The 20,828-nt window shown below is 70.9% G+C and carries 20 protein-coding genes and 1 tRNA gene; 15 read left to right on the top strand and 6 right to left on the bottom strand.

The window, feature by feature from the left end:
- Positions 1-72: 72 nt before the first annotated feature.
- Complete coding sequence (locus CG740_RS11715; RefSeq protein WP_100574984.1) at positions 73-327, bottom strand: mycoredoxin; 255 nt, start codon at positions 325-327, stop codon at positions 73-75.
- Between the two features lie 318 nt (positions 328-645).
- On the opposite strand from CG740_RS11715, the gene CG740_RS11720 reads away from it, so the two are divergent.
- The 5 genes from CG740_RS11720 to CG740_RS11740 all read left to right on the top strand — a co-directional run bounded on the left by CG740_RS11720 (position 646) and on the right by CG740_RS11740 (position 4,526).
- The gene (locus CG740_RS11720) at positions 646-2,829 is read left to right on the top strand and encodes an ATP-dependent DNA helicase UvrD2 (RefSeq protein WP_100575094.1); all 2,184 of its coding nucleotides are present in this window, start codon (positions 646-648) and stop codon (positions 2,827-2,829) included.
- Between the two features lie 200 nt (positions 2,830-3,029).
- Positions 3,030-3,362, top strand: a complete 333-nt coding sequence (locus tag CG740_RS11725; protein ID WP_100575095.1) for a hypothetical protein — start codon at positions 3,030-3,032, stop codon at positions 3,360-3,362.
- A gap of 165 nt (positions 3,363-3,527) precedes the next feature.
- The gene (locus tag CG740_RS11730; RefSeq protein ID WP_053729898.1) at positions 3,528-3,896 is read left to right on the top strand and encodes a WhiB family transcriptional regulator; all 369 of its coding nucleotides are present in this window, start codon (positions 3,528-3,530) and stop codon (positions 3,894-3,896) included.
- Positions 3,893-4,216 carry a hypothetical protein gene (locus CG740_RS11735; RefSeq protein ID WP_100574985.1) on the top strand — a complete coding sequence of 108 codons (324 nt, stop codon included), beginning with the start codon at positions 3,893-3,895 and terminating at the stop codon, positions 4,214-4,216. The genes CG740_RS11730 and CG740_RS11735 overlap by 4 nt, the downstream gene beginning before the upstream one ends.
- A gap of 118 nt (positions 4,217-4,334) precedes the next feature.
- A complete protein-coding gene (locus CG740_RS11740) occupies positions 4,335-4,526 on the top strand; it encodes a hypothetical protein (RefSeq protein ID WP_100574986.1) in 192 nt (63 codons plus the stop codon).
- A 218-nt stretch (positions 4,527-4,744) separates the two neighbouring features.
- Here the strand turns inward: CG740_RS11740 and CG740_RS11745 are convergent, their stop codons facing one another.
- Positions 4,745-6,148, bottom strand: a complete 1,404-nt coding sequence (locus tag CG740_RS11745; RefSeq protein WP_100574987.1) for an ABC1 kinase family protein — start codon at positions 6,146-6,148, stop codon at positions 4,745-4,747.
- 40 nt (positions 6,149-6,188) lie between these two features.
- Positions 6,189-7,322, bottom strand: coding sequence for a ThiF family adenylyltransferase (locus CG740_RS11750; protein WP_100575096.1), 1,134 nt, complete (start codon positions 7,320-7,322; stop codon positions 6,189-6,191).
- 226 nt (positions 7,323-7,548) lie between these two features.
- Here CG740_RS11750 and CG740_RS11755 point away from each other — a divergent pair, with 226 nt between their 5' ends.
- The 4 genes from CG740_RS11755 (at position 7,549) to CG740_RS11770 (ending at position 11,409) form a co-directional block, all read left to right on the top strand.
- Positions 7,549-8,145, top strand: a complete 597-nt coding sequence (locus tag CG740_RS11755) for a M48 metallopeptidase family protein (protein ID WP_100574988.1) — start codon at positions 7,549-7,551, stop codon at positions 8,143-8,145.
- A gap of 126 nt (positions 8,146-8,271) precedes the next feature.
- On the top strand, positions 8,272-9,945 hold the full coding sequence (locus CG740_RS11760; RefSeq protein ID WP_100574989.1) for a TerD family protein: 1,674 nt from the start codon (positions 8,272-8,274) through the stop codon (positions 9,943-9,945).
- A gap of 13 nt (positions 9,946-9,958) precedes the next feature.
- Positions 9,959-10,639 carry an AIM24 family protein gene (locus tag CG740_RS11765; protein WP_100574990.1) on the top strand — a complete coding sequence of 227 codons (681 nt, stop codon included), beginning with the start codon at positions 9,959-9,961 and terminating at the stop codon, positions 10,637-10,639.
- A gap of 14 nt (positions 10,640-10,653) precedes the next feature.
- Positions 10,654-11,409, top strand: a complete 756-nt coding sequence (locus CG740_RS11770; protein ID WP_100574991.1) for an AIM24 family protein — start codon at positions 10,654-10,656, stop codon at positions 11,407-11,409.
- A gap of 203 nt (positions 11,410-11,612) precedes the next feature.
- On the opposite strand, the gene CG740_RS11775 is transcribed toward CG740_RS11770, so the two are convergent.
- Both CG740_RS11775 and CG740_RS11780 read right to left on the bottom strand, forming a co-directional pair.
- Positions 11,613-12,134 (bottom strand): NUDIX hydrolase, encoded by a 522-nt coding sequence (locus CG740_RS11775; RefSeq protein WP_100574992.1) that lies wholly within the window; start codon positions 12,132-12,134, stop codon positions 11,613-11,615.
- Positions 12,131-13,639 (bottom strand): zinc-dependent metalloprotease, encoded by a 1,509-nt coding sequence (locus CG740_RS11780; protein ID WP_100574993.1) that lies wholly within the window; start codon positions 13,637-13,639, stop codon positions 12,131-12,133. Before CG740_RS11780 ends, CG740_RS11775 begins: the two co-directional genes overlap by 4 nt.
- 189 nt (positions 13,640-13,828) lie before the next feature.
- Between CG740_RS11780 and CG740_RS11785 the strand changes: the two genes are divergently transcribed.
- The 4 genes from CG740_RS11785 to CG740_RS11800 all read left to right on the top strand — a co-directional run bounded on the left by CG740_RS11785 (position 13,829) and on the right by CG740_RS11800 (position 17,013).
- Positions 13,829-14,935 carry an SDR family oxidoreductase gene (locus CG740_RS11785; RefSeq protein ID WP_100574994.1) on the top strand — a complete coding sequence of 369 codons (1,107 nt, stop codon included), beginning with the start codon at positions 13,829-13,831 and terminating at the stop codon, positions 14,933-14,935.
- A gap of 101 nt (positions 14,936-15,036) precedes the next feature.
- Complete coding sequence (locus tag CG740_RS11790) at positions 15,037-15,501, top strand: molybdenum cofactor biosynthesis protein MoaE (protein WP_100574995.1); 465 nt, start codon at positions 15,037-15,039, stop codon at positions 15,499-15,501.
- A gap of 143 nt (positions 15,502-15,644) precedes the next feature.
- A complete protein-coding gene (locus CG740_RS40310) occupies positions 15,645-15,815 on the top strand; it encodes a hypothetical protein (RefSeq protein ID WP_199846412.1) in 171 nt (56 codons plus the stop codon).
- A 109-nt stretch (positions 15,816-15,924) separates the two neighbouring features.
- The gene (locus CG740_RS11800; RefSeq protein ID WP_100574997.1) at positions 15,925-17,013 is read left to right on the top strand and encodes a YlbL family protein; all 1,089 of its coding nucleotides are present in this window, start codon (positions 15,925-15,927) and stop codon (positions 17,011-17,013) included.
- Between the two features lie 25 nt (positions 17,014-17,038).
- Here CG740_RS11800 and CG740_RS11805 read toward each other — a convergent pair whose 3' ends face one another.
- On the bottom strand, positions 17,039-17,584 hold the full coding sequence (locus CG740_RS11805) for a PPA1309 family protein (protein ID WP_100574998.1): 546 nt from the start codon (positions 17,582-17,584) through the stop codon (positions 17,039-17,041).
- Between the two features lie 135 nt (positions 17,585-17,719).
- On the opposite strand from CG740_RS11805, the gene CG740_RS11810 reads away from it, so the two are divergent.
- Positions 17,720-20,617, top strand: a complete 2,898-nt coding sequence (locus tag CG740_RS11810) for a UPF0182 family membrane protein (RefSeq protein WP_100575097.1) — start codon at positions 17,720-17,722, stop codon at positions 20,615-20,617.
- A 118-nt stretch (positions 20,618-20,735) separates the two neighbouring features.
- Positions 20,736-20,809: transfer RNA gene (locus tag CG740_RS11815), tRNA-Met, on the top strand.
- Positions 20,810-20,828 lie beyond the last annotated feature (19 nt).

Genomic DNA, 20,828 nt, shown 5'->3' on the forward strand with positions numbered 1-20,828 from the left:
GCCACAGACAGCAGAAGACCCCCATGCCCGTGTGGGGCGACGGGGGTCCGTCTGTATAGGGGGAACGCGCGGTCAGGCGGCCATGGCCTGCTTGACCTGAGCAAGGCTGGGGTTGGTCATCACGGACTCAGTCCCTGCGGGGGAAATTACGAGCACCGTCGGGACCGTCTGGTTGCCGCCGTTGGCCTTCTCCACGAACTCCGCGGACGCCGGGTCGTGCTCGATGTTGACCTCGGTGTACGCGATGCCCTCGCGGTCCATCTGCTTCTTCAGCCGCTGGCAGTAGCCGCACCAGGTGGTGCTGTACATCGTCACAGTGCCCGGCATGTGTCTCGCGCTCCTCTGTATCGCTGACTGGCGTGCGCGCCCCGCCGAAATGCGGTTCCGCACGCAGGGGAACGTACGGGAGCCGACCGCCATTCCCGCGCCGCCCCCGCATGTGACGGAATCGGCACGGCGGCCCGCCCGGGTCGAGGTCCGGCCCCGCCCTGCCCCGCGCGACCGGGCAGGGGCCGGGCCTCGACCGGATAGGTGCCCGGCATCGACCGGATAGGTTCCCGGCATCGGCCGGCATTAGTAGGACCGCGGGCGCCACCTGTGGACAACGCGGCGCAGACGTCCCGGGCGACCTGGCAGCATGGCGGGGTGACATCAGCAACGCACTCCACTCTGTTCCCGCCGGTCCCCGACACGGCCGACGCGGTGCTCGACGGGCTCGACCCCGAGCAGCGCGAGGTCGCGACGGCCCTGCACGGTCCGGTGTGCGTGCTGGCCGGCGCGGGCACCGGCAAGACCCGCGCGATCACCCACCGGATCGCCTACGGGGTGCGCTCGGGAATCCTGCCCCCCGCCGGAGTGATGGCCGTCACCTTCACCAACCGGGCGGCCGCCGAGATGCGGGGCCGGCTGCGCGAGCTCGGCGTCGGCAGCGTCCACGCCCGCACCTTCCACGCCGCGGCCCTCAGCCAACTCCAGCACTTCTGGCCGATGGCGGTCGGCGGCCAGCATCCGCCCCGCCTCCTCGACCGCAAGGTCCAGCTGGTCGCGGAGGCGGCGGCCCGCGGCGGCCTGCGCCTGGACCGCAACGAGCTGCGCGATGTGACCGGCGAGATCGAGTGGGCGAAGGTCACCCAGACCGTGCCGGCCGACTATCCGGCCGCCGTCGCCAAGTCGCACCGCGAGCCGCCGCGCGACCCGGCCGAGATCGCCCAGATCTACCGGACGTACGAGCAGCTCAAGCAGGACCGTGTCGTCATCGACTTCGAGGACGTGCTGCTCCTCATGGTCGGCGTCCTCCAGTACCGGGAGGACATCGCCCAGCGGGTCCGCAGCCAGTACCAGCACTTCGTGGTGGACGAGTACCAGGACGTCAGCCCCCTCCAGCAGCGCCTGCTCGACCTGTGGCTCGGCGACCGCGACACCCTGTGCGTGGTGGGCGACGCCAGCCAGACCATCTACTCCTTCACCGGCGCGACCCCCGACCACCTGCTGGACTTCCGCACCCGCCACCCCAGCGCGACGGTCGTCAAGCTGGTCCGGGACTACCGCTCCACCCCCCAGGTCGTGCACCTGGCCAACGGTCTGCTCAACCAGGCCAGCGGGCGCGCCGCCGAGCACCGCCTGGAGCTGATCTCCCAGCGCCCCACGGGCCCCGAGCCCGTCTACACGGAGTACGGCGACGAGCCGGCCGAGGCCGAGGGCGTGGCCCGCCGCATCCGCGATCTCATCCGGTCCGGCGTCCCGGCCGGCGAGATCGCGGTGCTCTACCGGATCAACGCCCAGTCCGAGATCTACGAGCAGGCCCTGGCCGACCTGGACGTGCCGTACCAGATGCGCGGCGCCGAGCGGTTCTTCGAGCGCCCCGAGGTCCGCGAGGCGAAGACCGCACTCAGCGGCGCCCGCCTGGCCGGCCGCAACGACGCGCTGCTCGACGATGCCGAGGACCTGCCCTCCCAGGTGCGGGCCGTGCTCGGCACGAAGGGCTGGACGGCGGCGCCGCCGAAGGGCTCGGGCGCGGTGCGCGACCGCTGGGAGTCGCTGGCCGCGATCGTCCGCCTCGCCGAGGACTACGCGAAGGCGAAGCCCGGCGCGACCCTGTCCGACCTGGTGGCCGAGCTCCAGGCCCGGGCCGACGCCCAGCACGCCCCGACCGTGCAGGGCGTCACCCTCGCTTCGCTGCACGCGGCCAAGGGCCTGGAGTGGGACGCCGTGTTCCTGGTCGGCCTCACCGAGGGCATGCTGCCGATCACCTACGCCAAGACGGACGAGCAGATCGAGGAGGAGCGCCGGCTGCTGTACGTCGGCGTGACCCGGGCGCGGGTCCACCTCGGGCTCTCGTGGTCGCTCTCGCGCTCTCCCGGCGGCCGCGCCCACCGGCGCCCCAGCCACTTCCTGAACGGCCTGCGCCCCGGCTCCGGCTCCCGGGCCCGCGCGGCCGTGGGCGGAACGGGGGGCATCGAGCGCGGGCCCGCCGCGGCCAAGCGCGTCCGGCGGGGGCCGGTGCTCTGCCGGGTCTGCGGCAAGACGCTCACGGAGGCCGGCGAGATGAAACTGATGCGCTGCGAGGACTGCCCGTCGGACATGGACGAGGCGCTGTACGAACGCCTGCGGGACTGGCGCGCCGAGCAGGCGCGGGAGCTGGGCATGCCGCCCTACGTCGTCTTCACCGACAAGACCCTCATGGCGATCGCGGAGGCCGTGCCCGCCAGCGGCCCCGAGCTCGCGGTGATCTCCGGCGTCGGCGCCCGCAAGCTGAACCGGTTCGGCACCGATGTCCTTGCCATCTGCGCAGGTGAGGAGCCTGGAGGAGTCGACGAGGCAGGTTCATGAAAAATCGTCGAGAAAATAGTTTGCGCCCGCCAGGGGAATCCCCATAGGTTCTTAACCACGGAAACAAGAGCTTCTCCGAAGCCCGGTCTCCGTGCTGTACTTAGCTGTACTCATCCAAATACGCATGGGATCAGGCCGCGAGGCCGAAGTCCCCGAGACGCCGAGAGGAGGCGAGACCAGTGGCCAGCTACATCGAGTTCATCCCCAGCTTCATCAGCACCAAAGTGACGGACCGCTCGGTCACCGCCACCTGCACGCTCGGCTCTTCTCTTCAGGGCACCGGTCTGTTCGCCGGCGTCTCCGGTCTCGTCGGCACGTCCGCCGTCGTCCCGGCCTCCCTGTCGAACCTCCCCGTGCGTGATGAGCGCAATGAGCGACCGATTCAGGCACCGGAAGCAGCAGTAGCGAAGGGACGGGCCAAGGCCCACGCCTTCGCGGCGGCCGGTGCAGGAGCCGAGAAGCAGACGAAGAAGTACCAGCACCACATGATGTGGGCCTTCCGTGGGCTCGAACCCTGGAGCGATCCAGCCTGATACGGATCAGGCAGGCGCCTTCAGGGCCGCGGAACCCCATCAGGGATCCGCGGCCCTTCTGTTTGTCCCGAACGGGACGGGCGGAGTGAAGGGGGCCTCGGTACCAGCCGCAACCCGGCCGACCGGCCGGAACGACACAGCCGACAAGACGAGGAAGAAAACACCGTGCAACTCGAAGCGCACGCCCCGTCCGTACCGCCCGCCCCGACTCTCCCCCCGCCCGGTCTCACGGAGGACCCCGCCTTGACTCCCCTCACCGCGCTCACCGCGCTCGACGACGCCATCGAGAACCTCGGCGTACCCGTCCCCTGCCGTTCCTTCGACCCGGAGGTCTTCTTCGCCGAGTCCCCGGCCGACGTCGAGTACGCCAAGTCGCTCTGCCAGACCTGCCCCCTGATGGCCGCCTGCCTCGCCGGTGCCAAGGAGCGGCGCGAGCCGTGGGGCGTCTGGGGCGGCGAGCTCTTCGTCCAGGGTGTGGTCGTTGCCCGCAAGCGGCCGCGTGGTCGCCCGCGCAAGAACCCGGTCGCCGCATGAACCGCCCGGGAACCATTGACCGCCCCCGAACGAACGACCCCCAGAAGCAGGCCCCGATGACGACGTCCGCAAGTGAGCCCACCGGCTCCGCGACCCCAGACTTCACCATTGCCGGCGCGAACGAGTCGCGCCAGAACAGGACCCTTGAAATGCAACTCATGCCAGAAGCCCTGGCCCGTGCGCATATGCATCAGCGACTGCGGGAGGCCGAGGTGGAGCGCCAAGCGCTCCGCATGGTCGCCGCGCGGCGGATGCAGCGGCGCGCCGAGCGCGCGTCGATGCGCGCCCGCCGTGCCCTCGCGATGGCCGTCATGCACTGACGGCCGGCGCGCCAGGCGACACCGGAACACTGACAGCACGCGGGGGCAGGTCCGAACGGACCTGCCCCCGCGGTGCGTTGTGGTCCCGGCGGGCCCGGGACGGCGGTATCGTCGCGAGGTGGACGACCAGAATCGGCCGGTGGCCGAAACCATCGTGTGCTCCCACTGCGGGACCCCTGCTCCGGCCGGCGGCCCACCGCCTACGTGGACCTACTCGGTCGAGAACGGCACCAGCCGCTACTACTGCGACGACTGCGCCCGCGCCAACATCAGAGCCATCGAAGGCAGGCTCGACGCGGCCTGGTGGTAGCGCCCGCGTCAACCCCCGAGCCGACACCGTCCCCTCCCCGAGCCGACCTCAGCCGCGTGCCCGAGCCGACGCCACCCGCGTGCCCGAGCCGACCTCAGCCGCGCGCCCGAGCCGACGCCGCCCGCGCGCTCGGCGGCCTGATCTGCCGTGCTCCTGGCGGCAGTTCGCGGCGTAGGCCTCCGGGCGTCCTCCCGTACGCCCCACGACGGCGGGCGTCCTCAGGCCTCCTCCACCGCCACCGCTTCGACCGGCGCCCCGTCCTCGGCCACGGCCGGTGCCGAGTCGTGCGACGCGTCCGCCAGGAACCCCGGAAGCCACTCCTCCAACTCGGCCCGCATCCGCACCGTCGCGTCCAGTTGGCACAGCACCCCGATGGTGGACAGCGTCACGCGGTGTATCAGCAGATACGACGGCGGCAGATTGAGCTGCTTGCCCAGCTGATGGGCGGGGGAGCGGGGATCGGCGATCCGGGCCGCCTGTCCCCGCATCCAGCCCCGGCTGAACGTGAACTCCTCGGCCTGGGCCGGCTCGATGATCGGCACCAGATAGTCGAGCACCGCGTCCGGGTCGAGCTCGATGGACTCCTTGACGAAGCCCTCCTCGCGCAGCCGCTCGTACACCGCCTCGGCCTCGCCCTCCAGCGTCATCCGCAGGGATTCACCGATGGTGGCGGGCAGCCCGCCGGGCAGCCGGTCCACCGTGCCGAAGTCCATCACGCCGAGCCGCCAGGGGCCGCCGTCCTTCTCGGACGGCAGCAGCCGGAAGTTGCCCGGATGCGGATCGGCGTGCAGCAGCCCGGTCCTGGCCGGGCCCGAGAACAGGAAGCGGGTGAGGAGCTGCCCGGCCCGGTCGCGCTGCTCCGGCGTGCCGTCCCTGATCACGTCCGAGAGCGGTATCCCCTCGATCCACTCCGTGACCAGGACCTGGTCACACTGGTGCACCACAGCGGGCACCAGCACATCGGGATCGCCCGCGAACTCCTCCGCGTGCTGCTGCTGGGCCCGCGCCTCCAGCTCGTAGTCCAGCTCCTCCGAGACCCGGTCGCGCAGCTCGGAGATGAGCGGTTTGATGTCCATCCCCGGGATCAGCGGGCCGAGCAGCCGGGCGAACCGGCTCAGCTGGGTGAGATCCGAAAGCAGCGCCTCGCCCGCCCCCGGGTACTGCACCTTGACGGCCACCGTGCGTCCGTCGTGCCACACCGCCCGGTGCACCTGCCCGATCGACGCGGCGGCCGCCGGCTTCTCGTCGAACTCCAGGAACAACTCCCGCCAGTCGGTGCCGAGCCGCTCCTCCAGTACGCCGTGGACCGTACGGGTCGGCATCGGGGGCGCGGCCTCCTGGAGTTTGGTCAGCGCGGCCCGATAGGGACCCGCGACCTCCTCGGGGAGGGCCGACTCGAAGACGGACAGCGCCTGCCCGAACTTCATCGCCCCTCCTTTCAGCTCGCCCAGGACCTTGAAGAGCTGCTCGGCGGTGCGCTGCTGGAGCTCGCGGGCGACCAGCTCCGCGGACTTGCCGCCGATCCGCTTGCCCAGGCCCCAGGTCGCCCGACCGGCGAAGCCAAGTGGCAGTGCGGCCAGCTTGGCGGTCCGGGTGACCGCCTTCCGGGGAAGATCAGACATGAGCCCCTCCAAATCCCAGACAGCAGCGCCCTCGCAGGCGTTACCGGGCCATTGTGTCGTGTGCCCGGGCGGCCCCGGAGACCTCCTCCCCCCGAGTGTTCCCGACCGCGCCGCAGAAGCAGTCACGGTGGGGCGTGACCGGGGCCGACCGCCAGTCGAGCTGGGGGAGCGAGGCCTCCCATCGGGTGCCGGTGCTCGCCGGAAGATCGCCGTCGAGAAACGCCAGCGCGTGTGCGGCAGCGAGACCGGCGACCGCCGCGGCGAGTGCCAGGTCACAGGCCGGTACGGCGGTGCGCTGCCGCCCCGAGCGCCACTGTGCGAGCAGCCGCGGCCAGCCCGCGTCCCGCTCCGCGCGGCCGAGCGAGAGGCACCCCGCACAGCCCGTGCCGCCCGGCAGGACCAGCGGGCCCACCACCCCGGTCGTCTCCACAACTCCCGCATGGAGATGGGGAATTCCACCCTTGATCCACTCTTCGGTGTCCACCGCGTTGGGCGCGTACACATCGAGGGGGTCACGCGGGACGACCACGATCAAGGACAGCGGGGTCTGCTCCGCCGCGCGGGCCCGGCGCGGCGGCCCGCCCGGTGCGGCGCGGCGCACGAGCTGCCCCGCCGCCGTCGCGCGCCGCTCGCCCACCGCCGTGTCGGGCAACCCGCCCGGCGCCACGTCCCCCGGCTGTGCCAGACCCCCGTCCAGGACGTCGACCCGGCCCACCCCGGCGCCCGAGAGCAGCGCCGCGACGCTCGCGCCGACCCGCCCGGCGCCCCGTACCTGGACCCGTATGGCCGCGCGGGCCGCGAGCCTGGCCGCCGCGTCGCCCGGCTCGGGGTGGACGAGGGAGAGGGACGCCAGATCCGGCCTCAATCGCTCCAGCGCCCGTGCCCGCTCGCGCAGCGCCTCGGCCGCCGGGCCGCCGGCCGTCGGGTCGTCGACCACGCCCGCCGCCGTCAACCGGGCCACCAGCTCGTCCACTTGGGCCGGTGGCAGATCCAGGGCGCGCGCCCGCTCGTACAGGATCGGCAGGCCCTGGGTGCCGTCGAGCAGTTCCAGGAAGTGGCCCGTCGCCGGGTCCACCGGCGACACGACCACCGCCTGCGCGGGTGTGATCCCGAACTGCACGGTCGCCCGGTCGCGCCAGGCCCGGCGCAGTGCCGGCTTCAGCATCGGATGCATCGCGAGAACCCCCGTCGTCGTGACCGCCCGCACGTCCCCGGAACCTGCCCGATCGCGGGCTCCCGTGCGGCGTGGGATCAGGATGCACGGCTGCGTCGAGCGGTGGGAAAAGTTGTCCACAGGCCGGGGGTATTAGTCATCCGAATGCTGCACCTCAGCGGATGGATCATGGCTCAACCGTCCCGGAGGCGGGACTTCCCCCACTGCCAGCGGGTAACGTCGGGGCGTGCCCGCCGACCCACTGCAGAGTGCCGGAAGCCCGCCGCGCAGCCCCTCCGGCCTGCCGCCACGCGGTCCGGCGACGAGTGCGGTCGAGGTCCGCCGCAGTGCACGGCGCAGCAGGACGGTCTCCGCCTATCGCGAGGGCGACCGCACCATCGTGCTGATCCCGGCCCGGATGTCGGAGGCCGAGGAGCAGCGCTGGGTGACGGTGATGCTCGACAAGCTCGCCGCGCAGGAGAGCAAGCGCATGCTGGGCGACGCCGAGCTGACCGAACGCGCCGAGCGGCTGTCGGAGCAGTACTTCGCGGGCCGGGCCCGGCCCGCCTCCGTGCGCTGGGTGACCAACCAGAACACCCGCTGGGGCTCGTGCACCCCGGCCGAGGGCAGCATCCGGCTCTCGCACCGGTTGCAGGGGATGCCCGAGTACGTCGTCGACTACGTGCTGCTGCACGAGCTGGCCCATCTTCTGGTGCCGGGTCACGGTCCCCGGTTCTGGCGGCTCCTGGAGGCCTATCCGCGCACCGAGCGGGCCCGCGGCTACCTGGAGGGCGTGGTCTCCGCGGACCGCCTTCCGCATCTGCCGGGCGCCCGCGAGGAGTGAGGAACGCCGGTCCGGGGGGCGGGTCGACGGTTCTGTACCGAATGTGTAGCGGCTTCGCCGTTTGTCGGAGGCAGCCGTTAGCCTGGCGCGACGCATTCACCTCGGGATGGGGGACGGTCGGTACGCATGGCCAGGGAATTCCAGCGCGGCCACAAGGCCAAGGTCAGTGATCTCACGGCAGGGACGGATCTCTACGTAGGCGTGCAGATCGGCGGTCCCGGGCTGACCTTCGACATCAGCTGTTTCGGGCTCGACGCCAACGAGCGCCTTTCGGACGACCGTTACTTCGTCTTCTTCAACCAGCCGAAGTCCCCCGAGGAGTCGATCCAGCTCCTGGGCGCGCAGTCCGGTGACACCGAGTCGTTCCGCGTCACCCTGGACCGCGTCCCGGCCAACATCCACAAGCTCTCCTTCACCGCGACCCTCGACGGCGCGGGCCAGATGTCGCAGGTGGGCCCCGGCTACATCCGGGTCGTCGCCGGCGGTGAGGAAGTGGTCCGGTACGCCTTCACGGGCGCGGAGTTCAGCACCGAGCGGGCCGTCATGCTCGGCGACTTCTACCTGAAGGACGTGTGGCGCTTCGCCGCCGTCGGCCAGGGCTTCGACGGAGGACTCGAAGCGCTCCTGAAGAACTTCGGCGGCGAGGTCCTGGAGGAGGAGCCCGCGGCCCCGCCGCAGCCCGAGCCGCAGGGCGCGGCCCCCGGTTTCGCCCCTCCGCCCCAAGTCGGCGCGCCCGCGCCGCAGTTCGGCGCCCCGCCGCAGGCCCCGCAGCCCGCGCCCGCCTTCAACGCGCCGCCGCCGGCGCCCGCCCCGCAGCACTACGCTCCGCCGCCCCAGGGTTCCACCCCGCCGCCCGCCCCGGCGCCGAGCCCCCAGATCCACGCGGCGCCGACCATCGCCGCGCCGATGCACCTGGTGCCGGGCACCGTGCCGCCGCCGCCCGCGCCGGCGCCGTACGGCGGGCCCCAGCAGGCTCCCTATGGCCAGCCGCAGCTGCAGGCCCCGTACGGACAGCCGCCGCAGCAGCCCCAGTTCGGGCAGGGCCCCGGCCACATCCCGGGCCAGGTGCCGCCGCCGGGCGCCCCCGCTCCGTACGGCCAGCAGGCTCCGTACGGTCGGCCGAACGCTGCGCCCCAGGGCGGTGGCCTGCACGCGGCCATCCAGATGTACAAGGAGCTGCCCACCGGCCAGCGCTGGACCTCGCAGAACAAGCAGCTCGTCCGGGTCGACCTCGGGGCCGGCGGCCAGCCCGTCCTGGCGCGCCAGGGCAGCATGGTCATGTACCAGGGCAAGGTCGACTTCGGGTACAAGGGAGCCGGCTTCGCGGGCCGCATCGTCGGCAACGCGACCGGCCAGGAAATGCAGTTGATGCGCTGCACCGGCCGCGGCCAGGTCTTCCTCGCGGAGAACAGCGCCTATCTGCACCCCATCGAGCTCCAGGGCGACGGCATCTGTGTCTCCGCCGAGCACGTCCTGGCCTTCGACGAGTCACTCCAGTACGAGGTCCGCCGCATCGAGGGGCACGGCATTCCGGGCGGCGCCCTGTTCACCATGCTGTTCCAGGGCACCGGCACCGTCGTCGTGATGACGCACGGCACCCCGGTGGTGCTGCCGGTCACCCCGACCACGTTCGCCGACAGCGACGCGATCGTCGCCTGGTCCGCCGCCTCCCAGGTGATCGTCTCCAGCCAGGTCAGGCTGCGGCGCAACGCCTATCCGGGGGACAGCGGCGAGTCCGTCAATCTCCAGTTCCGGGGCGCCCCCGGCAACTTCATCGTCGTCCAGCCGTACGAGGTCTGAGGGAGCCCGAAGAATGAACCAGCAGCTCACGGGCTATGCCCCCACCCCCGTCGCGGCCCGGATGGAGAACCACGGCAGCGCCATGCTCAAGGTGGCCATGGTCACCGGCCAGGACCTGTTCGCCCGGGTCGGCTCGATGGTCGCCTACGAGGGCTTCATCCAGTACGAACCCAACCCGCCCGCCGTCCGCCAGATGGCTCGGGACTGGATCACCGGCGAAGGCGCGCCGCTCATGAAGTGCACCGGCGACGGGCTGCTCTACCTCGCCGACTACGGGGCCAACGTCGTGATCGTCAACCTCGACAACGACGCGCTCTCCGTCAACGGCACCAATGTGCTCGCCTTCGACGCGAGCCTGCAATGGGGCGTCGAACGGGTCAAGGGGCTCGCCAAGTTCGCCGGTCAGGGCCTGTTCAACGTGAAGATCTCCGGCACCGGCTGGGTCGCCCTGACCTCGCGCGGCACGCCGGTCGTCGTCGACTGCGGCAGCGGCGAGGACGAGACGTACGTCGACCCGGACGCGCTGGTCGCCTGGTCCCCGAACCTGAAGGTGAAGGGCAAGCGCAGTTTCAAGGCGTCCTCGCTGATCGGCCGGGGCAGCGGAGAGGCGTACCAGATGGCCTTCTCGGGCCAGGGCATCGTCGTCGTACAGCCGAGTGAGGACAGCACGGACCGCCTGCGGGCCCGGGGCTGAGGGGGAGAGACACCATGCAGAGCCCGCTTTTCAGCTACACCGAGCAGCAGTCCCAGGAGCGGTACACGGCGCAGAACCCGCAGTTGCTGCGGGCCGTGCTCACCGGCCATGACGACCTGCTGGCCCGCAAGGGGTCGATGGTCGCCTACCAGGGCCTGATGGAGTTCGACGGCGAGTACCAGTCGAGCGGCCAGCGCAACGCACAGGCCCGCACCGGCGAGGGCCTGGACCTGATGCGCGTCTCCGGTCAGGGCACGGTCTACCTCGCCAATCTGGCCCAGCACGTCCACGTGGTGGACGTCGACCGGGACGGCCTGACCGTGGACAGCGGCTACGTCCTCGCGATGGACTCCTCGCTGCACTACGAGGTCATCGCCGTGGACAGCCAGTACGGGGTCTCCGGCACCGGCAAGTACCAGCTCAACATCACCGGCACCGGCAAGGTCGTCCTGATGACCTCGGGCCAGCCGCTGATGCTCCAGGTCACGCCGGACAAGTACGTCAACGCGGACGCGGACGCGATCGTGGCCTGGTCGACCTCGCTGCGCGTCCAGATGCAGGCGCAGACGCACTCCACCGGAGTGTGGCGCCGCCGTGGCAACACCGGCGAGGGCTGGGAGCTGAGCTTCCTCGGGCAGGGCTTCGCCCTCGTCCAGCCCAGCGAGGTGCTGCCCCCGCAGAACGCGGTGATCGGCCAGGGCGTGCGTGCCCAGTACGGCATGGGCCAGCAGGGCGCCCACGCCCAGAACCAGGGCAACGCCTGGAGCTAGTCGGCTGCCCCTGCGGGGCCCGGGTGAGAGGCCCGTAAGAGGCACGGGTAAGGGGCGCTCGCCAATGGCGAACGCCCCTTACTTCATGGCCGGTTGAGACTCGGCCGACGGCCGTTGGCCGATGTTGGATTGCCGGTTACGGGTCGGCCGGTTGGGGGCCGATCCGCTGCTGCGGGCCGTTCGGCCCGCCCGTACGGCGTCGGCTACAGCCGTGCCCGGGTCGCCTCCAGGAGGCGGACCACCGACTCGTCGGCGACCTGGGCCACCTCGTCGTAGCCGAACCAGCGCAGGTCCAGGGACTCGTCGCTGATCGCCTCGACCGCGCCGGCCGGGGCCAGCGCCGCGTACTGCACGTCCAAGTGCCAGTGGCAGGGGGCCGGGATGGGGTGCCGGTCGAGGCGGACGGGGCCGCCCGCGAGCAGCGCGAGCCCGGCGACACCGGACTCCTCCTCGGCCTCGCGCAGCGCGGCGGCGGCCACCGTGGCGTCGCCCGGCTCGCAGTGGCCGCCCATCTGGAGCCACATGTTGAGCTTCTTGTGCAGCGTGAGCAGCACCCGCTCCCGCTCCGGGTCGATGACGAGCGCGCTCGCCGTCAGATGACCCGCCTCGCAGGCCTTCCACATGCCGTCGGGGTGCGCGGAGAGGTGGTCCAGGTAGGTCTGGCGCAGCTCGGGCTGGCCCTCGTACGCCTTCAGTACCAGGACGGCGTCGTCGTGCAGGCTCACTTGTCGGACTCGCCCTTGCCGTCGCCGTTGTCGCCGGTCCCGTCGCTGCCGTCGGTCTCGCCGGTCGCGCCCGGCTTCTCGTCCTTCTGCGCGGACTCCTTCGACTCCTTCCTCAAGGAGGGGCCGTTCTGCTCGGCGGCCTCGCCCAGCATCTTGTCGAGCTCCGAGAAGTCCAGGTGCTCGCGGTGCACGAAGCCGTCCGGGTCGTCCAGGTCGGTGGCCGTCGGCAGGTTGTCCGGGTGCTCCCACAGGTCGTCCCGGCCGTCCACCCCCCGCGCGTCGGTGAGCGAGGCCCACAGGCGCGAGGCGTCCCGCAGCCGGCGCGGCCGCAGCTCCAGGCCGATCAGCGTGGCGAAGGTCTGCTCGGCCGGACCGCCGGTCGCCCGGCGTCGGCGCAGCGTCTCGCGCAGCGCGTCCGCCGAGGTGAGCCGGGGCTTGGCGGCCGCGTGGACCACCGCGTCGACCCAGCCCTCGACCAGTGCCAGGGCCGTCTCCAGACGGGCCAGGGCCGCCTTCTGCTCCGGGGTGTCCTCCGGCTGGAACATGCCCTGCTGGAGCGCCTCCTGGAGCTGCTCCGGGTTGGACACGTCGAGCTGGCCGACCGCGTCCTCCAGCTTCGCGGTGTCGACCTTGATGCCGCGCGCATAGCCCTCGACGGCGCCGAACAGATGCGAGCGCAGCCACGGCACATGGGCGAAGAGCCGCTGGTGGGCGGCCTCGCGCAGGGCCAGGTAGAGCCGGACCTCGTCCTTGGGGACGCCGAGGTCCTTGCCGAAGGCCTCGATGTTCAGCGGCAGCAGTGCTGCCTTGCCGGCCGGGCCGAGCGGAAGGCCGATGTCGGTCGAGCCGACCACCTCGCCCGCGAGCGTGCCCACGGCCTGCCCGATCTGCTGGCCGAACATGGCGCCGCCCATGGAGCGCATCATGCCGATCAGCGGGCCCGCCATGGCCTGCATCTCCTCGGGCAGCACGCCGCCCATGGCCGCGCCGACCCGCTCGGCGACCGGGTCGACCAGTTCCTTCCAGGCGGGCTGGGTGGCCTCGACCCACTCCGCGCGGCTCCAGGCCACCGCGGTGGTGGAACCCGAGGGAAGCGATGTCGCGTCGTCGAGCCACAGGTCGGCCAGGCGTACGGCCTCCTGGACGGCGGCTCGCTCGGCGGGGCCGACGCTCTCGTCCTTGGTGCCGTCGGCGGTGCCCTGGGCGACCGTCTGGCGGGCGATCTGCTTGGCCATGTCCCAGTTCACGGGACCGCCCTCGTAGCTGAGCATCTGCCCGAGCTGCTGGAAGGCGGCGCCCAGGTCGTTCGGGTTCATCGAACCGAACATCGCGGCGAACGGGTTGTCCCCGCCGCCGCCCGCTCCCGGGAAGCCTCCCGGGAAGCCGAAGGGGTTGCCGCCCTGGCCGCCGGCACCCTGACCACCTCCGGCAGGGTCCTTCTTCTTGCCGTCGCCGTTTTCCGGCTCCTCCGGCGGAAGGCCGAATCCGAATGGGGTGTCACTCACGGGTTTCCTCGGCTCGTCAGGCCGCCGGCTGCTGCCGACGGCGGCTTCCCCACAACACCACCAGCGTAGACATCCGAGCGGGATAAGGGCTCGGTGCTCCGCCGCCTCGCGGGCTGCGGCAGGATGGACGCCACCTGGTACGTACGCGTCATTAACGTACGTACTGAAGACAACCGCTGGAGACGCCCGGTGAGTTCCCCAGATCCGCAGGTTCGCGCAGCGCGAAACCTCTCAACCCCGACATCGCGCGGTCCCGTCGTCGCCGTGACCGGTGCCGCGTCCGGGATCGGCGCCCTGCTGACCGCCCGGCTCGCCGCATCCGACGAGGTCAAGCAGGTCATCGCCCTCGACGAGCGCCGGGGCGAGGTCTCCGAGGCGACCTGGCACATCCTGGACGTGCGGGACCCGGCGATCGCCGAGAAGCTGCGCGGCGCCGACGTCGTCGTGCACCTGGCGCTCGACCTCGACCTGGAGACGGACGCGGCGGCCCGCACCGCCTACAACGTGCGCGGCACCCAGACCGTGCTGACCGCCGCGGCCGCCGCCGGCGTGCACCGGGTGGTGCTCTGCACCTCGGCGATGGTCTACGGGGCGCTCCCCGACAACGACATCCCGCTCTCCGAGGACGCCGAGCTGCGAGCCACCGCCGAGGCCACCGGCGTCGGCGACCTGCTGGAGATCGAGCGGCTGGGACGGCGGGCCCCGCGTGCCCACCCCGGCCTCAACGTCACCGTGGTGCGTCCGGCCGTCCTGGTCGGCGGCACCGACACCGCGCTCACCCGCTACTTCGAGTCGCCGCGCCTCCTGGTCGTCGCCGGATCGCGTCCGACCTGGCAGTTCTGCCACGTCGACGACCTGTGCAGCGCCCTGGAGTACGCCGCCCTGGAGAAGGTCGACGGGGAGTTCGCGGTGGGCTGCGACGGGTGGCTGGAGCAGGAGGAGGTCGAGGAACTCAGCGGCATCCGCCGTATGGAGCTGCCCTCGGCGGTCGCCCTGGGGGCGGCCGCCCGGCTGCACCGGATCGGGCTCACGCCCTCGCCCGCGGGCGATCTGGCGTACACAATGCACCCGTGGGTGGTCAGTGTGGGGCGGCTGCACGACGCGGGCTGGCGACCGCAGTGGACCAATGAGGAGGTGCTCGCCGAGCTCCTCGAAGAGGTCGCGGGCCGGCACACCGTCGCGGGCCGCAGGCTCGGCCGCAAGGACGCCACCGCCGCCGGGGCCGCGGGTGCCACGGTCGCCCTGCTCGGCGCCGCCGCCGTGGTGCGCCGGGCCCGGAAGCGCCGGGGGCTGTGAGGACCTCGTACCCGGGCCTGTAGGACCCTCCTACGGACGGTCGCGGCGCCCGGTCGAAAGAGCTATTCCGGGATGTCACTCCCGTACGGCACGATGGAACCATGGCACGCACGTACCCCGACCACCCCGGCGAGCAGGCGGCGCACGACCCGATCCGCCTTCTCGCGATCCGTGACACCCCGCTCTCGGTCGACCAGGTCTTCGCGGCCTCGGGCGACTTCGCGGCGGGTGGCACGACGCTCTTCGTCGGCACCGTGCGCAACCACGACGGCGGCACCGACGTCGACAGGCTCGGGTACTCCTGCCATCCGAGCGCCGAGGCGGAGATGCGCCGGGTGGCCGAGAAGGTCGTCGCCGACTATCCGGTCCGCGCGCTTGCCGCCGTCCACCGTGTGGGTGATCTGGAGGTCGGGGATATCGCGGTCGTCGTCGCGGTGTCCTGCCCGCACCGCGCGGAGGCCTTCGAGGCCTGCCGCAAGCTGATCGACGACCTCAAGCACGAGGTCCCGATCTGGAAGCACCAGCGATTCTCGGACGGTACGGAGGAGTGGGTCGGGGCCTGCTGACGCGGCCTCCGTATCTGAAACCCCGTCGGGTGCCATGCGCCCCGATTTGCGTAACCGCACCCCTGGCGCAAGCGTTGAACCAGCAGATGGCTAATCTGCTGATCTGTCGGTTGCGGTCGCTCATTTGGGGACGGGAGGTCGGAATGGCTGTACTGCTTTGGCTGCTGATTCCGCTTTTCGCTGCTGTCGGCGCGGCGATATGGGCGAGCTGGGCCGCCCGCGATCGCACCTCCGGCGATGTGGCTGAACTCGCCGGATACAGCCGGTTCCGTGAAGCGATGGACAAATCCCACTCCGGATCCGACGCCCTCTGACTCCCGACCGTCGGCGCACAGCGGTCTTTGCCCGTACGCGTTCGCCAACGGCCCCCGTACGGACCGGCCCCAGGGGTGGGCCCACAGATCGGTCCCGTACTGTCGTTCCATGCCACGCCGCACCGCGACGATGCTCGCCTCCACCCTCGTGCTGATCGCGCTGCTCTGCGCCGGGGTGCTCATCAAAGTGCCGTACGCGGAGATGTCTCCCGGCCCCACCGTGAACACCCTCGGCGACTCCGGCGGCGAGCCGGTGCTCCAGATCTCCGGCCACCAGACGTACCCGACGACCGGTCACCTCAACATGACGACGGTCAGGGTCACCGGGGCGGACTACCGGATGAACCTCGTCGAGGCCGTGTACGGCTGGCTGGCGCACGACAGCGTCGTCGTCCCGCACGACACGCTCTACCCGGACGGCAAGACGGACGAGCAGTCCAACCAGGAGAACGCCGAGGAGTTCAGCCAGTCCCAGGAGAGCGCGAAGGTCGCGGCCCTGAACGAGCTGCACATCCCGGTGAAGAGCTGGGTCATCGTCTCCTCCGTCGTCAAGGGCAGCCCCGCCGAGGGCAAGCTGCACGCCGGGGACGCGATCAAGGCCGTCGACGGAACTCCGGTGACCAAGCCCGGCGATGTCGCGGCGCTCGTCACCAAGCACAAGCCCGGCCAGAACGTGGTCTTCACGATCGTCCCCGCCAAGGACACCGCCGCCGCCAAGAAGGCCGGCAAGGCGCCCGAGGGCGGTGAGAAGCTCACCATCACCACGGAGAAGGCCTCCGACAGCAACCGGGCCATCGTCGGCATCCAGGCCGGGACCGACCACGCGTTCCCGTTCAGCGTCGACATCAATCTCGCCGACGTCGGCGGCCCCAGCGCGGGCCTCATGTTCTCGCTCGGCATCGTCGACAAGCTGACGCCCGAGGACCTGACGGGCGGAAAGTTCGTGGCCGGCACCGGAACGATCGACGACGCCGGCAAGGTCGGCCCGATCGGCGGTATCGAGATGAAGCTGATCGGCGCACGCCAGGCGGGCGCCCGCTACTTCCTGACGCCCAAGGACAACTGCGCCGCGGCCGCCTCGGACATCCCCTCGGGGCTGACCCTGGTCAAGGTCGACACCATCCACGACGCCCGGCAGGCGCTCGACAAGATCCGCACGGGGAACACGGCCGGCCTGCCGAGCTGCTCGGCCAAGTAACGCCGACCGCGCCCCCGAGGGGCCGCTAGGCGAAGGTCGCGGCCAGCGCCTCGGCGAGGCCGGGAACCAGGTCGGGGCCGGTCAGGACCTCGGTGGCGGAGTCCTTCTCGCGCAGCCGGATGGCGGACTCGCGGGCGCCGCCGCGCAGCACCGCCACCGTCATCCGCACCTCCTGGCGGTCGGGGTGGGCGGCCACCCACTTGGCCAGCTCCTTGTCGCTGAGGCCCTCCGGCACGGAGGCCTCGGCGGACGGCGGCAGCATCATGCGCTCCACCGTGAGCGCGCAGCCGGCCACCGTGTCGGGCCAGGCGATGGTGCCGAGGAACTTGTCCAGCGGCTTGTTCCGCGGGATCTCCTCCTGATCGACGGGGGTGAGGCCGGAGACCTGGGCGTCGTCGGCGGGGGAGGACAGGTTCGGTACCTGGGCACGGAGCTTCGCGGTGTCGACGAGCGCGAAGAGCCGGGCCGGCTTGTCCCAGCCCAGACGGGATGCGTACTCGTCGATTTCGAGCACCGCGCGGGTGAGCGGGCTCGCGGCCATCGGAGGGCCGGAGGGGGAAACGTTGGACATGGACAACATCCTGCCCTCTTTCACCCCCCGATCGGGAACTGAGTAAAGCCTCAGTAAGTTGCATGAGTGGGCTCTACGATCGCGGGGCCCGCCCATACGACAGCGAACTTCGAGGTGCGCACCTTGGCTTTCCAGATGCCGGACCGCGGCTCAGGCCCGTCCGGGCCACGGATCAGAGTCGGCCGGCCGTCCCGCCGGGCCAGGACCCTGCTCATGACACTGGGCATTCTGGCCGTGCTCGCCATGGCCTTCGTCATGTTCGCGGGGTTCTGGACCGACTGGCTCTGGTACCGCTCGGTCCACTACTCGTCGGTCTTCACCACCCAGCTGTGGACGAAGATCGGACTGTTCCTCGTCTTCGGACTCCTGATGGCCTTCGCCGTCGGCCTCAACATCTGGCTGGCGCACCGGCTCCGGCCGCCGCTCAGCGCGATGTCCCTGGAGCAGCAGAGCCTCGACCGCTACCGGATGGGCATCGCCCCGTACAAGAAGTGGATGCTGCTCGGGGTCACCGCGCTCATCGGGCTCATCGCCGGCGCCTCCGCATCCGGTCAGTGGCGCACCTGGCTGATGTGGGTCAACGGGGTGCCGTTCGGACAGAAGGACCCCCAGTTCAAGCTGGACGTGTCGTTCTACGCCTTCGACCTGCCCTGGTACCGCTTCATGCTCGGCTTCGGCTTCGCCGCCGCCGTCCTGTCGCTCATCGCCGCCGCCCTCACGCACTACCTGTACGGCGGGCTGCGCATCACCAGCCCCGGCGCCCGTGCCACGGGCGCGGCCACCGGTCACCTCTCGGTGCTGCTCGGCGTCTTCGTGATCCTGAAGGCCGTGGCGTACTGGCTGGACCGGTACGGACTCGCGGTCAAGTCCAGTGACTTCAAGGCGACCAACAAGTGGACGGGCCTGCGGTACGTCGACGCCAACGCCTATCTGCCGGCCAAGACCATCCTGTTCTGCATCGCGGTCATCTGCGCCGTGCTGTTCTTCGCCACGCTGTGGCGCCGCACGTGGCAGCTGCCCGTCATCGGCTTCGGCCTGATGGTGCTCTCCGCCATCCTCATCGGCGGGCTCTACCCGGCGATCGTGCAGAAGTTCCAGGTCGAGCCCAACGAGCAGGCCAAGGAAGCCCCGTACATCCAGAAGAACATCGATGCCACCCGCAAGGCGTACGACATCGACAACACGGATGTGCAGAAGTACAAGGGCACCACCGCCGCCAAGGACAACCCGAAGCTGCGCTCGGACGCCGACTCGGCGGCCAGCTACCGGCTGATCGACCCGAACGTCGTCTCGCCCGCCTTCCAGCAGCTCCAGCAGGAGCGCAAGTACTACCAGTTCCCCTCGACCCTGGACGTGGACCGGTACAAGGACAAGGACGGCAAGGAGCAGGACACCGTCATCGGGCTGCGCGAGCTCAACCTCAAGGGCATCGACAAGCGCAACTGGATCAACGACCACTTCACCTACACCCACGGCTTCGGCGCGATCGCGGCCAAGGGCACCAGCGTGGACGTCAACGGCGCGCCCGACTTCACCGAGTCCGGGCTGCCCACCAGCGGCCAGCTCGCCTCCGACTACCAGCAGCGCATCTACTACGGCGAGAAGACGGACCAGTACTCGATCGTCGGCGGGCCCCAGAAGGAGCTCGACTACGAGAGCGAGGGCAAGGGCCAGGTCACCACGAGCTTCGAGGGCAAGGGCGGCGTGAGCCTGTCCAACCCCTTCAACCGGGCCGCGTACGCCGTCACGTTCAACGAGCCGCAGATCCTGTACTCGGGAGCCATCGGCAAGGGCTCGAAGATCCTCTACAACCGCACCCCGAAGGAGCGCGTCGAGGCGGTCGCCCCCTGGCTGACCATCGACGGGGACGCCTATCCGGCGGTCGTGGGCAAGCGCATCCAGTGGGTCGTCGACGCGTACACGACGACCAACGGCTATCCCTACGCCTCGCGCACCACGCTCGGTGAGACGACGACGGACTCGCTGACCAACAACCAGCGGGCGGTGGTGGCCCAGGAGAACCAGGTCAACTACATCCGCAACTCGGTGAAGGCGACCGTCGACGCGTACGACGGCACGGTCACGCTGTACCAGTGGGACGACAACGACCCGGTCCTCAAGACCTGGATGAAGGCGTTCCCGGGCACGGTGAAGGCCAAGTCCGCCATCCCCGGCGAGCTGCTCTCGCACCTGCGCTACCCGCAGGACATGTTCAAGGTCCAGCGCGAGCTGCTGACCCGCTACCACGTCACCGACCCCGCGCAGTTCTACAGCGGCAGTGACGCCTGGCAGGTCCCGGACGACCCGACCAACAAGGACAACAACGCGGTTCCGCCGTACTACCTGTCCATGAAGATGCCGGGGGCCGAGTCGCAGGGGAAGATGTTCTCGCTGACGACGACGTTCACGCCCAACGGCCGGCCCAACCTGGGCGGGTTCATGGCGGTCGACGCCGATGCCGCGAGCAAGGACTACGGCAAGATCAGACTGCTCCAGGTCACCGACAACGTGCAGGGCCCGCAGCAGGTGCAGAGCAAGCTGAACGGCCTGCCCGAAGTCGCCGAGTTCGTAAGGAACCTGAGAGGCACCGACTCCGAGATCGACTACGGGAACCTGCTGACCGTGCCACTCGGCGGGGGCTTCCTGTACATCGAGCCGGTGTACGCACGCGGTGGCAGCGCCAACTATCCGCTCCTGAAGAAGGTCGGCGTCGCGTACGGGGACAAGACCGCCTTCAAGGACAACCTGGCGGACGCGCTCAGCGCGGTGTTCGGCGCCGACGGGGCCACCCCGCCGCCCACGACGACGCCGCCGACCACACCGCCGACCACCCCACCCCCCACCACGCCGCCGACCACCGGCGACGCCACGGTGAACCAGGCCATCACGGACGCCCAGAAGGCGTACGACGACGGCCAGGCGGCGCTCGCCAAGGGCGACTGGAAGGCCTATGGCGACGCCCAGAAGGCGCTCCAGGACGCGCTGAAGAAGGCGGCCGACGCGGAGGCCAACGCGAGCAAGCCGAAGAGCTGACCCTGCCCGGCCGGGACCGCCCGGCCAGGACCGCCCGGCCAGGACCGCCCGGCCCTGGCCGGCCGGATCGGCCCTGGTCGGGCGGCCGTCTCCACCGTGGTAGCGTTGGGTTCACCGACGCGGGGTGGAGCAGCTCGGTAGCTCGCTGGGCTCATAACCCAGAGGTCGCAGGTTCAAATCCTGTCCCCGCTACTCACTGACGAGGGCCCGG

It is taken from the genome of Streptomyces sp. CB01201, assembly GCF_002803085.1.
Lineage (GTDB): Bacteria > Actinomycetota > Actinomycetes > Streptomycetales > Streptomycetaceae > Streptomyces > Streptomyces hundungensis.

Excerpts from the sequence above, each read along its gene's own strand:
- CG740_RS11715 (WP_100574984.1), bottom strand. The coding sequence starts at position 327 with ATGCCGGGCACTGTGACGATGTACAGCACCACCTGGTGCGGCTACTGC.
- CG740_RS11735 (WP_100574985.1), top strand. The coding sequence starts at position 3,893 with ATGAACCGCCCGGGAACCATTGACCGCCCCCGAACGAACGACCCCCAG.
- CG740_RS11745 (WP_100574987.1), bottom strand. The coding sequence starts at position 6,148 with ATGTCTGATCTTCCCCGGAAGGCGGTCACCCGGACCGCCAAGCTGGCC.
- CG740_RS11750 (WP_100575096.1), bottom strand. The coding sequence starts at position 7,322 with ATGCATCCGATGCTGAAGCCGGCACTGCGCCGGGCCTGGCGCGACCGG.
- CG740_RS11760 (WP_100574989.1), top strand. The coding sequence starts at position 8,272 with ATGGCCAGGGAATTCCAGCGCGGCCACAAGGCCAAGGTCAGTGATCTC.
- CG740_RS11765 (WP_100574990.1), top strand. The coding sequence starts at position 9,959 with ATGAACCAGCAGCTCACGGGCTATGCCCCCACCCCCGTCGCGGCCCGG.
- CG740_RS11770 (WP_100574991.1), top strand. The coding sequence starts at position 10,654 with ATGCAGAGCCCGCTTTTCAGCTACACCGAGCAGCAGTCCCAGGAGCGG.
- CG740_RS11790 (WP_100574995.1), top strand. The coding sequence starts at position 15,037 with ATGGCACGCACGTACCCCGACCACCCCGGCGAGCAGGCGGCGCACGAC.
- CG740_RS40310 (WP_199846412.1), top strand. The coding sequence starts at position 15,645 with ATGGCTGTACTGCTTTGGCTGCTGATTCCGCTTTTCGCTGCTGTCGGC.
- CG740_RS11800 (WP_100574997.1), top strand. The coding sequence starts at position 15,925 with ATGCCACGCCGCACCGCGACGATGCTCGCCTCCACCCTCGTGCTGATC.
- CG740_RS11805 (WP_100574998.1), bottom strand. The coding sequence starts at position 17,584 with ATGTCCAACGTTTCCCCCTCCGGCCCTCCGATGGCCGCGAGCCCGCTC.
- CG740_RS11810 (WP_100575097.1), top strand. The coding sequence starts at position 17,720 with ATGCCGGACCGCGGCTCAGGCCCGTCCGGGCCACGGATCAGAGTCGGC.